This is a genomic window from Rhizobium sp. Root708, from assembly GCF_001429725.1.
In the GTDB taxonomy this organism is placed as follows: Bacteria; Pseudomonadota; Alphaproteobacteria; order Rhizobiales; family Rhizobiaceae; genus Rhizobium.
Genome location: NZ_LMHV01000027.1, coordinates 1 through 11,250 on the forward strand (window position 1 = coordinate 1; position 11,250 = coordinate 11,250).

General features: G+C 60.4%; 9 protein-coding genes and 1 pseudogene. All 10 read right to left on the reverse strand.

Features of this window, described 5'->3' with window-relative positions; genetic code table 11:
- Window positions 1-287, reverse strand: a pseudogene (locus ASE04_RS16710) (efflux transporter outer membrane subunit); the annotation flags it as partial.
- Window positions 288-438: 151 nt separating this feature from the next.
- The gene (locus ASE04_RS16715) at window positions 439-3,549 is read right to left on the reverse strand and encodes an efflux RND transporter permease subunit (RefSeq protein WP_056819233.1); all 3,111 of its coding nucleotides are present in this window, start codon (window positions 3,547-3,549) and stop codon (window positions 439-441) included.
- A 41-nt stretch (window positions 3,550-3,590) separates the two neighbouring features.
- The gene (locus tag ASE04_RS16720; protein WP_056819234.1) at window positions 3,591-4,799 is read right to left on the reverse strand and encodes an efflux RND transporter periplasmic adaptor subunit; all 1,209 of its coding nucleotides are present in this window, start codon (window positions 4,797-4,799) and stop codon (window positions 3,591-3,593) included.
- A 121-nt stretch (window positions 4,800-4,920) separates the two neighbouring features.
- The gene (locus ASE04_RS16725; RefSeq protein WP_056819236.1) at window positions 4,921-5,523 is read right to left on the reverse strand and encodes a TetR family transcriptional regulator; all 603 of its coding nucleotides are present in this window, start codon (window positions 5,521-5,523) and stop codon (window positions 4,921-4,923) included.
- A gap of 96 nt (window positions 5,524-5,619) precedes the next feature.
- The gene (locus ASE04_RS16730; RefSeq protein ID WP_056819245.1) at window positions 5,620-6,564 is read right to left on the reverse strand and encodes a phosphoribosylaminoimidazolesuccinocarboxamide synthase; all 945 of its coding nucleotides are present in this window, start codon (window positions 6,562-6,564) and stop codon (window positions 5,620-5,622) included.
- 77 nt (window positions 6,565-6,641) lie between these two features.
- On the reverse strand, window positions 6,642-8,390 hold the full coding sequence (locus ASE04_RS16735) for an SLC13 family permease (RefSeq protein ID WP_056819238.1): 1,749 nt from the start codon (window positions 8,388-8,390) through the stop codon (window positions 6,642-6,644).
- Window positions 8,391-8,463: 73 nt separating this feature from the next.
- A complete protein-coding gene (locus ASE04_RS16740; protein ID WP_056819239.1) occupies window positions 8,464-9,159 on the reverse strand; it encodes a phosphoribosyltransferase in 696 nt (231 codons plus the stop codon).
- Window positions 9,160-9,163: 4 nt separating this feature from the next.
- Entirely contained in the window at window positions 9,164-9,973 is an 810-nt protein-coding gene (locus ASE04_RS16745; protein WP_056819247.1) for a pseudouridine synthase, read from the reverse strand.
- Window positions 9,974-10,158: 185 nt separating this feature from the next.
- Window positions 10,159-10,365 carry a hypothetical protein gene (locus tag ASE04_RS16750; RefSeq protein ID WP_056819241.1) on the reverse strand — a complete coding sequence of 69 codons (207 nt, stop codon included), beginning with the start codon at window positions 10,363-10,365 and terminating at the stop codon, window positions 10,159-10,161.
- A gap of 132 nt (window positions 10,366-10,497) precedes the next feature.
- On the reverse strand, window positions 10,498-10,836 hold the full coding sequence (locus ASE04_RS16755) for a hypothetical protein (protein ID WP_056819243.1): 339 nt from the start codon (window positions 10,834-10,836) through the stop codon (window positions 10,498-10,500).
- Between the last annotated feature and the right edge of the window lie 414 nt (window positions 10,837-11,250).

Below are 11,250 nucleotides of genomic sequence, written 5' to 3' on the forward strand. Positions count from 1 at the left end.
AGCGAGCCGGCGCCGGCAACCGTCACGTTCGACGCTGCCGCATTGATGCGCTCCAGCGACTGCTGGATCGACAGGTTCTCATTCAGGCCCTGGCCAACAAGACCGTTCAGGCGGGTGTCACGATAGGCCGTCCACCAGGTGGCCATTGCAACGTCGCCGTCGCTCTTCGTGCCGCCTTCCTTGAACTTGGCCGGAAGCGGCATTTCCGGAGGAACGTGATCCGGACCGCTCACGCAGCCCGCGAGGAGAAGCAAAAGTGCCGGCGAGGCAAAGCGAAAAGATGCCATTAAAAATCTTCCTGTAACTCGACCAAATTCATTTCATGCCTGAAGCCATATGCTTCGCCATCGGCCGCGCTTCGCATAAACGAGAAACACCATCCCGAAGCAGTCGGCCGCAATGTATCAATGAGTCTCGCTTTCTTACAGTGCATTTTTATCACACTCCCGCCTCAATTTTCTGCCGCCGGGAAAAGACCCTGCGGATGACGACGAAGAAGGAAGGCACGAAGAAGATGCCGAGAGCCGTTGCGGAGAGCATCCCGCCGAGGACGCCGATGCCGATTGCGTTCTGCGCGGCAGATCCCGCACCCGTTGCAATCGCGAGCGGAACGACGCCGAGAATGAACGCAAGCGACGTCATGATGATCGGTCGGAGACGCAGTCGGGCGGCCTCGAGGGTCGCGTCGACGATGCCCTTTCCGGTCTCCATGCGATCCTTGGCGAACTCCACGATCAGAATCGCGTTTTTCGCCGCGAGCCCGATTGTGGTCAGCAGGCCGACCTTGAAGTAGACGTCGTTCGCCTGTCCGAAGACGGTTGCCGCCACCAGTGCGCCAAGGACGCCGACGGGGACCGCCATGATGACGGAGAACGGGATAGACCAGCTTTCATAGAGAGCGGCGAGGCAGAGGAAGACGACCAGAACCGAGATTGCGTAGAGCATCGGCGCCTGCGAGCCGGACAGTCGTTCCTGATAGGAAATGCCTTGCCAGGCAACGGTATAGCCGCCGCCAAGCTGTTCCGTCAGTGCTTCCATCTCATTCATCGCATCACCGGAGCTGACGCCCGGAGGCGAAGCGCCTTCGAGAGGGATGGCGCTGACGGCGTTGAAGCGTGCAAGCGTCGGGGCGCCCTTGACCCATTCGGTGCGGGTGAAGGCGGAGAATGGCACCATCTCGCCGCTCGAATTGCGGGCATACCAGTGATCGAGATCGCTCGGCTGCATGCGGAAGGGCGCATCGCCCTGGACATAGACAGGCTTGATCTCGCCGTTCAACGTGAAGTCGTTGACATCCCGTCCGGTGAAGATGACCGACAGCATCGAGTTGACCGCAGCGATGTCGACTCCCATGGCACCGATCTTTTCCTGATCGATGACGATCTTCATCTGCGGTTCGACTTCCTTGTTGTTGCTGCGCAGCGCAACGACCTTGCCGCTGGCATTGGCGGCCTGAATCAGCCGCTTGGAAGCCGCGTCGAGCGCATCCGTGCCATGACCGCCGGTGTCCACCAAATACATCGAAAAGCCGCTCGAGACGCCGAGACCCTGGATTGCCGGCGGCAACAGCGCGAAGACCTGGGCCTCGCGGTAGGTGAAGAAAGTCTTAAGCGCGCGAGTGACGACCGCCTGCGCATGCAGGTTCGCATCGGTACGCTTGGAGAAGTCCTTGAGCTTGGTGAAGACGATGGCGCTGTTCTGGCCGGAGCCGTTGAAGCCGAAGCCAAGCGCACCGAACACGGATTCGACCGCATCCTTCTCGTTTTCACGATAGTACTTCTCGACCTTTTCGACGACGGCCTGCGTCTGCTGCGTGGTGGAGCCGGGCGGCGTCGTGACGATCGTCAGCAGGACGCCCTGGTCTTCCTGCGGCAGGAACGAGCTCGGCAGGCGCGTGAACAGATAGGCGCAGCCGACGCCGACGAGAAGGAAGACCAGCATGACACGGATCGGACGCTTCAGCAGATAGCCGATCGTGCGCACGTAACCATTGGTCGACCGCGTGAAGTTTCGGTTGAACCAGTCGCCGGCGCGGTTCTTCTTGTGCTCCGTCACCGGCTTCAGCATCGTTGCGCAAAGCGCCGGGGTCAGCACGATCGCGACCAGCGCGGAAAGCAGCATCGCCGAAACGATCGTGACCGAGAACTGGCGATAGATAATGCCGGTCGAGCCACCGAAGAACGCCATCGGAATGAAGACGGCCGTGAGGACGAGCGCGATGCCGACGATGGCGCCGGTGATTTCGCCCATCGATTTCTCTGTCGCCTCAAGCGGTGAAAGCTTCTCCTCCGTCATGATGCGCTCGACGTTCTCGACGACCACGATGGCGTCGTCGACGAGAAGACCGATGGCGAGAACCATCGCGAACATCGTCAGCGTGTTGATCGAGTAGCCCATCATCGCCAGGATGCCGAACGTTCCCAGCAAGACCACGGGCACGGCAATCGTTGGAATGAGTGTCGCCCGGAGGTTCTGGAGGAAGATCAGCAGCACGACGAAGACGAGAACGATCGCTTCGATCAGCGTGTGGACGACCTTCTCGATCGAGAGTTCGACGAAGGGCGTCGTATCATAAGGATAGGTGATCTCGACGCCTTCGGGCAGGCCGCGGCTGATCGTGTCGAGCGCGCTGCGAACGCGCTCGGCCGTATCGATGGCGTTGGCGCCGATGGCGAGGTTGACGGCGAAGCCGCTCGAGGGCTGGCCGTTGTAGCGGGACGAGCCGCCGTAGCTTTCCTGGCCGATTTCGATGCGCGCGACGTCGCTGAGGCGGACGGTCGAACCGTCCTTCTCGACCTTGAGGATAATGTGCTCGAAGTCCGACACGGTGGTCAACTGGCTCTGCGCCGTGATCGTCACGTTGAGCTGCTGTCCTTCGACAATCGGCTGCGCGCCGAGCGAACCGACAGAGACCTGCGTGTTCTGCGCCTCGATGGCCGAGGTGACGTCGCCGGTCGTCAGCTGGTACTTGACGAGCTTGTAGGGATCCAGCCAGACGCGCATGGCATAGCCGGAGCCGAAAATGTTGATGCTGCCGACGCCTTCGAGACGCTGAATCTGGTCCTCGATGGAGGTCGACATGATGTTGCCGAGATCGACCGAGCTACGCTTGCCGTCGGTCGATACCAGCGAGCCGACGAGCAGGATGCTCGATGTCGAACGGGTGACGCTGATGCCGGCGTCGATGACGTCGCTCGGGAGCTTCGATTGCACCAGCTGCAACTTGTTCTGCACCTGAACCTGCGCGATATCGGGATCGGCGCTTGTGCCGAATGTCAGCGATATGCTCGCCGAGCCCGTCGATGACGTCGAGGTCATATATGTCAGGTCGTCGAGGCCGGTCATGCCGTCCTCGATAATTGTGGTCACCGACTTTTCGACGGTCTCGGCGCTGGCGCCGCGATAGGTCGCGTTGATGCGCACGCTGGTCGGGGCGATGTCCGGATACTGCGATATCGACAGCGTGAAGATCGCCAGCAGACCCGCGAGCATGATCGTGATCGCTATGACCCACGCAAAAATCGGACGTCGAATGAAAAACTTGGCCATTGGGTTATCGTTCCTGTGCGGCTCTGGTCACGGACGTCGCGTTACTTCGCGGCGGGCTTCTGCGCGTCACCGGACGAGGGTTGTTCCGCGGGTAAGACGACCCCCTTGTCGCTTATCTTCATTGGCGTTGGCTTGACCGGCATGCCAGCCGTGATGGACTGCAGGCCGGAAACGATCAGTTGGTCGCCGTCCTTGATCCCGTCGGTCACGAGCCAGGAGTTGTTCGAAGGCGATACGTTCTCGAATGCGCGCGTCTCGACCTTGCCATCCGCGGAAACGAACTGCGCCGTCAGCTCACCGTTTGCGTTGCGGCTCGTGGCGAGCTGCGGAAGCGCGTAGCCATCCTCAGCACCGAGCTCGACGGTCGCGCGGACATACATGCCCGGCAGAATGATGCGGTCGGGATTGGGGAAGCGAACGCGAATGGTGAAGGTGCCTGTCGTTTCACTGACGACCGACTTCGACATGTCGAGCACGCCCTTCTGGTCGTACTCCTTGCCGCTCTCGAGGATGAGACGGAAGGTAGCGCTTCCCGCCTGCTTCATCTCGCCGGAAGCGATTGCATTGCGCAGACGCAGCAGGTTGGTGCTCGACTCGGTGAGGAGGATGTAGACCGGATTGAGCTGGCGGACGGTCGTGAGCGCCGTCGTCTGGTTTGCCGCGACGACGTTGCCGACGTTGTAAGCCGTCTGGTCGATGACGCCATCGAAGGGCGCGACGATCTTGGTGTGGTTAAGGTCGATCTCGGCGGCGGTCAACGAAGCCTTGGCGGCTTCGACTTCAGCCTGTGCCTGCAGAAGGTTGGTCTTGGCGGTTTCGAACTCGATCTGGGTCGCGCCGGAGCCGACGAGGCGCTGGTAGCGATCGAAATTGCTTTGAGCGCTCGGCACGCTGGCTTCGGCCTTGGCAATCGCCGCGCGCGCTTGTGCGACGGCTGCGAGGTAGGGCGCATCCTCGATCTGGTAGAGTATGTCGCCCTTCTTTACCTCACCGCCTTCGCGGAAGGGGATTTCCGTGATGATGCCGCTTACCTGAGGACGAATATCGGCCGTCTGGAATGCCTCGGCGCGCCCCGGCAGGATGGTGGTGACAGGGAAGTTGCCCTTTTTCAGCGCGATGACACCGACGGGGGCCGCCTGCTGCGCCATGCCGGCGGCGCCAGCGCCCTGCTTGTTGCCGCTATCGCTGCAGGCTGCCAGAAGGCCGCCCATCGTAAGCGCGGTAGTGATCAAAAGAAAACGCCGTATCATCCCTGAATTCCTTATTCGGTGGCGATCGGGACGAGAAAAACACTCTTCAATCCGGAATCGAATGCCACCAACCCCATGTTAAAAAAACCTTGGCGAAGTGACGTAAGTTAACAATCGTCACTTAGCAAGCGCTATTTTGCAGTGCGGTATCGACGAAACTGACAATGTGCTGCGCGCGTCGAACCAGCGTGTCCTTATCATCACGGGCGATAAGGACGGGGTGAAGGACGCTCGCCAGCACGTCTGAGACGGTGACAGCAGCATCTCTCAGGTTCGAGCAACGATAGCGCCCGCTGGCGATGCCGTCACGGATAATGTCCTCAAGTTTCTGGATGATGCGCTCGCGATACCGGTTGCCCGCGTCGAGCTTGGCGTCGATCGTGGCCAGCACCATTTCGAAAATGTAGGGATTTTCCTTGATGTCCTGGAGATGGCCGTCGAGCAGCCTGAGGACAAAGCGCAACAATTGCTCATGAGGCGGAAGCGCCTCGTCGAATGCTGCGAAGCGGTCGGCAGCCTTGCCGAGGTGGCGTTCAGCGATAGCGTCGGCGAGAGATGCCTTAGAGCGAAAATGCTTGAACACATTCGCCGGAGACATGCCGAGTGACGATGCGATATCGGCAATGGAAACCGCAGCGAAGCCGCGCTGACGAAACAGCAGTTCCGCCATCGAGAGTATGTCTTCCCGGGTTTCCTCAGCCCTTTGCCTTGGCCTGCGCGCCATTCCTTCCCCCGCCGGCTTCCTGTCCGGCCATCTGTCAGATGCTAGCGTCAGCAGATAAAGGCCCGCAAGCCAGTTGCGGACCTCTCAATCTACTGGTCACGGAAAATAGGGAGCGAGATTGTGCCTGATACGCTCGAGCGGCGTCGCGCCGCTGTCGTCAGGCTGGAACGTCTGCGCCGTGATTGCCTCGAAGGCCTTTATATAGACGACGGATGTCTGCTGTATCAGATCTTCAGGGATTTCCGGTATCGCGTCCTTGTAGGGATCGCAGCGTTCGGCAACCCAGGCACGGACGAAGTCCTTGTCGAAGCTCTCCGGCCGACGGCCAGCTTCGAAGGCTGCCTGATAGCTTTCGGCCAGCCAATAGCGGCTGCTGTCCGGCGTATGGATTTCGTCCGCCAGGATGATCTGGCCGTTCTCGTCGGTGCCAAACTCGTATTTCGTGTCGACGAGGATAAGACCACGCTCCGCGGCCATCGCCTGGCCACGGGCAAACAGCGCCAGAGCGTAGCGCGAGAGGGTCGCCCATTGTTGCTCTGTCAGCAAACCGCGTTCGACGATTTCGGTCGGGGTCAGCGGTTCATCGTGGCCGCCGTCGAATTCCTTGCTTGTTGGCGTGATCACGGGCTGCGGCAGCTTTTCGTTGTCGCGCATCCCGTCTGGCAGCTGCATTCCGTACATCTGGCGCTCGCCCTTCTTATAAAGAGTGAGGATGGATGTGCCTGTCGTGCCGGCTAGATAGCCGCGAACCACGATTTCTACCGGCAGAATGTCGAGTCGCTTTCCTACGACCACGTTCGGATCGGGATATCCGATGACGTGGTTCGGGCAGATGTCCTTCGTCGCTTCGAACCAGTAACGGGCCGTCTGCGTCAGAACCTGCCCCTTATAAGGAATGCAGGTCAGAATGCGGTCGAACGCGCTCAGCCGGTCGGTGCTGATGATGATGCGGCTGCCGTCGGGAAGGTCATAGTTCTCGCGAACCTTGCCGCGATAGTAATTCGGCAATTCGGGGAAATGGGCTTCGGAGAGGATACGCACGGGCTCGACCGTCCTTTTCGGATTCATTCGGGACTTTCCCTGCTGTAATTTCATTGCCTGCATTGTCAAGCAAAGCGCTACAGCCACACAACATATATAAGGAGCAAGGCCGAAAAGTAGCTCAGGACGGTCAGCGGGCCGCCAGCGCGCAGGAAGTCGGCGAAGCGATAATCGCCGACGCCCATCGCCAGCGTGTTGTTGTGGTGGCCGAAGGGAGTGAGGAAATCCAGCGATGCACCGGCCGCCACGGCAATCAGATAGGCCTCGGGCCGGTGATGGCCGAGGGTGGCGAATTCGAGCGCGATCGGGCTGAGGATGATCGCAACCGTCGCATTGTTGACGAACGGGGTCAAAACCATCGCGAGGAAGAGAATAACGGCAAGGCCGACCAGCGGACTTGAAACCGGAAGAATTGTGCTGAGCGCGGTCGCGATCATCTCTCCGGTGCCCGTCGTTGCAACGGCGGAACCAATCGGGATCATCGCCGCCAGCATGATGATGATAGGCCAGTTGAGGTCGGCCATGGCCTGGCGGATATTGATGTAGTTGCAGAGGGCCATGACGAGGACGACGCAGGACAAGGCGATTACCGGGCTCAACAGACCAACCGCCATGGCAAGGATGCCCGCGGCGAAGATCGCGAAGGGCTGCCATGAGCCGGTTGCGGCGGCATGCGGCTGAGGCGACGCCAGCGCCAGGCATTCGCATTCGTCGAGCGCATCGGTAATTGCTTCGGGGCGCCCTTCCAGGATCAGGATATCGCCGATCGCCAGTTGCTGGTCATGGAAGCGGCCTTCGACCCGCGGGGATCGCTTGGCCAGCCCGACAACGGCGACCTTCCGGCTCGTGAACACTTCCAGCGAATGGAGTCTCGAGCCGACGAGCGTGCTCTCCGGCATGACGACCGCTTCCACCCTCGTCGTGTCGGCCTCCGGCCAGCCCGACGATCGGAGGGTGCGCAAGGCGTTTGCCGCCGAGAGCTCGTCGAACACGATGTCGTCGGCTTCGGCAAGCAGCGTATCGCGCTCGGCTATGACGGATGCCTTGCGCGCCGCGAAGACGAACTTGTCGTCCCGAATGAGCGCGTGCGGCTGCAGCTGAAACCGATCGGGGAGATCCGACAGGTTCGCACCGACGAGCGGTGATGTCGCGGGAATATGCCATTCCGCCAGTACGCGACGTCGCGGTACCGGCAGCGGGTCGTCGACCGTCTCCTCCGCCGCGGGGAACAGTCGTGGTGCCAGCCAGGCGGTCAGGATGATCCCAGCGATCGCCACCGGCAGCCCGACATAGGCGAAATCGAACAGGCGAAAGCCGCTGCCGGTATGTTTGGCAAGCGCATTGCTGACAAGGAGATTGGCCGGGGTGCCGATGAGTGACACCGTGCCGCCGAGGAGGGCCGCGAAAGACAACGGCATCACGAACTGCCGTTTCGGAAATCGCGTCAGGTCGCTGACGCGCAGCGTAACCGGCAGGGCAATCGAGAAGGCGCCGATGTTGTTGATGAAGATCGAGATGAAACCGGTTACGCCCGATAGAAAGGCGACGACGGCCGTATTCGAAAGCCGTGCGCCGGCAAGCCGGCTTGAAAGCTGATCGAGCAGCCGGGTTTTCGCCAGCACCTGCACGACCAGGAGGATTTCGATGACGGTTATGACGACCGGATTGGAGAAACCCGCAAACACCTCGTCGACAGGATAGAGACCGAGAGCATAACCCGCCAGCAAGCCGGCAATGGCGACGATTTCCATGCGAACGCGATCGAGGAGGAATATGCCAAGCATGGCAATTAGCAGGACCAGCAATGATGCTTGCGCGAACGTCATGACGCCTTTCCGCCTATCGGTCCCAGCGAATGTAGCGGTTCGGCAGGCGCTGTATAGGGCCGATCTGCATGCCTCAGGGGCGCGGTATCTGCCACATTACGTCAGCGGTCCGTTCGAGGATCGGTGTGGAGAAGACGCCGATCGCTCTTTCCGGCCAAACGCTGCCTGCTTCCGCGAGCTTGTCTCGCCAACGCTGCGATTGCAGCATGGCCGCGCCGATCACCACCGGCTCGAGGCCGGAAGCTGCCAGCAACGAGATCCCTGACACAATGGAGGCGCCGCTTGAAATCACGTCGTCGATCAGCGCGATCCGCCTGTTTTCGAGAAGTGGCAACATGCGAGGGTCTACATAGAGACGCTTCTGTTGTGTCGGTGTGGTGATTGACGAGAGGGCGACCGAGAGATCGTCGCGGTACCAGAACTTTCGCGAGGTTCCGAGCGGAACATAGCGCTTGTGCCCGAGCTTCTGAGCGACAGCGGCGGCGAGCGTCAATCCAAGCGTCGGAAGGCCTACGACCACGTCGACATCGAAAGCTGCGAGCTTCGCGGCAAGTCGTGTCGCCAAGGCATCGAGTACCGCGAAACTGGCTTGGTTGATAATCAGGGAGGCCAGCGCGTGTTGCCCGTCCGCCAGCGGGCGTATCGGCAGGCGCAACTGCTCCCCATCATCCAGCTCTGCCACGTAGAAGTTGGAGAAGCTGCCGTTCTGGTCGAATGTGCCGGGCGGATGCATCTCCTGCCAGAATTCGTGCGGCGCGAGAGTCGTCATATCGTCAATTCCGTCTGGTGGATACGAGGCCTGCTCGTCGCCGCAATGTCTGCAATTCAGCGTCGGTCAGTCTGCGTGTTCCGCTCTTCGGCAAATCGCCGAGCGCGACGTTACCGATCGCAACGCGCACCAGCCGCAGACACTCGATGTCAAGCACCTCGAGCATCCGGCGGATCTGCCGGTTGCGGCCTTCGTCGAGTTCCACCTCGATCCACGAGTTGCGGTCTCCCTGTCTGAGCAGTCTTGCCGACGTTGCCTTCAGTACCTCGCCGTCGTGGCGCAGGCCGTAGGTCATCTCGGCCAATATTTCGGGCGCGACGATCTTGTCGATCTGAACATGGTAGGTCTTGGTGACGTGGGTGATGGGATCAAGCAGCGCCTGGGCGAACACCGTGTCGTTGGTGAAGAGCAGCAAGCCCTCGCTGGCCTTGTCGAGGCGTCCGACCGGGGAGAGATGGGGAATGTCGATATCGATCCCCTTCAGACAGTCATAGACCGTCGGGCGACCCTCGGGATCGTGTCGGGTGGTGACGAGCCCGCGCGGTTTGTTGAGCATGAGATAGGTCATCGGCTCGCCGGCAATGCCGATACCATCGACTTCGATCTTTGCGGAAGCGAGATCGACCCATGCGGAAAGGTCCGAGACCGCACGACCGTTGACCGAAACGCGGCCTTCGGCGATCAGGCGCTCCGCCTGGGTGCGCGAGCAGTAGCCGAGCTTCGACAGTGCGCGGGGCAGGGTTACACGCTTGCCGGCATCGTCGCCGGATCTCGCGTGGTCCCTCGACTGCTGTTTTCCCCGCCGCTCCTTCAAAACCTGCCTCTGTCGTCTGATCGTGCCGACGTCTTTGACATGAAGAACGGCAGAATGCCAGCCGGGATGGCCGAAACACGGGATAAGACCGATCCGAGTTGTACGCACCCAAAACAAAAGGTGGCGTCGTACGCCACCTGCTTTCGATAACGGATCAATCGTGCTTAGAGCCGATACGGCGAGACCTAATGGCAGGCCATGAAGCCGGCGAGTTCCTTGCGGCTCATGATGACGCCTGCCGCAGCCTTGTCCGGTTCCGGATGAGTATAGGAGAAACTTGGCATTTCCGGCAGTTCGAGAGCCTGCCGCATGTTCATGATGCCGACAGCCAGGCGACCGCCTGCTCCGTCAACACTGACTTCGACGATGTATTGAGAATTCTTGCCATCCATCGACAGCCCTCCCTCTCTTTGTCGGTTGCTTGTCCCTAGCGTCGAAAATGGGTTTTTCTAAGACCTAAGTATTACGGGCCGCATGCCCCCTTGGATCTATGCGGCCCGCAACTAGGGTATTTTTCGTGAAGGTCAACGCCACCACTGCTGCCGCGGCGGCGCCTGATGCGTGCTGAGCAGATAACCGGCAAGAAAGCCGAGCGCGCCGGCAAGCGTCAGCGCCGTGGTGGTTGCGGCGGCATGCTCGCGGGCTGCGCCGGCTGCGGCCACTCCTTCTGCCTTGATCTGGGCAACCGCGGTCTTCGCACGCGGGCTTATCTCGTCATACGCCTTACCGGCGCGGTCGCGAACTTCGTAATAGGCTTCGGCTCCTTGCGCCGAGATCATCTTCTGAAGTCTGGATACTTCCTGCTGAAGCGCTGCGATGTCTTTGCTGACCGATGCGCGGATATCGTCGGTTGTGGCAGCCATATCTTTTCTCCTTTTCGGCTTACGGGAAGAGGAAACACCGGAAGCGGGTCTTCGGTTCCGATTGGGTAAGCGGAGCCGGGATGCCTCTTCAGATGACGCCGGACGCGCATGTTTCAAGTGCCAGGGGGTGCATCGGGGCGAAAGGGGAGGGCTATAGCGGCCCCACGAACGATTTTTGACCGTCTGGTAAAAGCTGGGATGGGGGCGGGGTCATGCCGATTGGGGAGGGCCGCGCCTGTGTACGAAAAACCCATAATAGAATCATGATGTTACAAGAATATGAAAAAACTTGGTTTTGCGCTGTTGACTTAGAAAGCTCCTGGGCCGTATAAGCCGGATCACAGAACGAGGGCGGCGGCGCTGCTGGCGACGAAGACTTTCGCTCTGAGATTTCTTAAGATTGGCTGTGATGCT

What these genes read in the sequence shown, in the direction of transcription:
- ASE04_RS16715 (WP_056819233.1), bottom strand. Translation starts at nt 3,549, where the DNA reads ATGGCCAAGTTTTTCATTCGACGTCCGATTTTTGCGTGGGTCATAGCG.
- ASE04_RS16720 (WP_056819234.1), bottom strand. Translation starts at nt 4,799, where the DNA reads ATGATACGGCGTTTTCTTTTGATCACTACCGCGCTTACGATGGGCGGC.
- ASE04_RS16725 (WP_056819236.1), bottom strand. Translation starts at nt 5,523, where the DNA reads ATGGCGCGCAGGCCAAGGCAAAGGGCTGAGGAAACCCGGGAAGACATA.
- ASE04_RS16735 (WP_056819238.1), bottom strand. Translation starts at nt 8,390, where the DNA reads ATGACGTTCGCGCAAGCATCATTGCTGGTCCTGCTAATTGCCATGCTT.
- ASE04_RS16740 (WP_056819239.1), bottom strand. Translation starts at nt 9,159, where the DNA reads ATGACGACTCTCGCGCCGCACGAATTCTGGCAGGAGATGCATCCGCCC.
- ASE04_RS16750 (WP_056819241.1), bottom strand. Translation starts at nt 10,365, where the DNA reads ATGGATGGCAAGAATTCTCAATACATCGTCGAAGTCAGTGTTGACGGA.
- ASE04_RS16755 (WP_056819243.1), bottom strand. Translation starts at nt 10,836, where the DNA reads ATGGCTGCCACAACCGACGATATCCGCGCATCGGTCAGCAAAGACATC.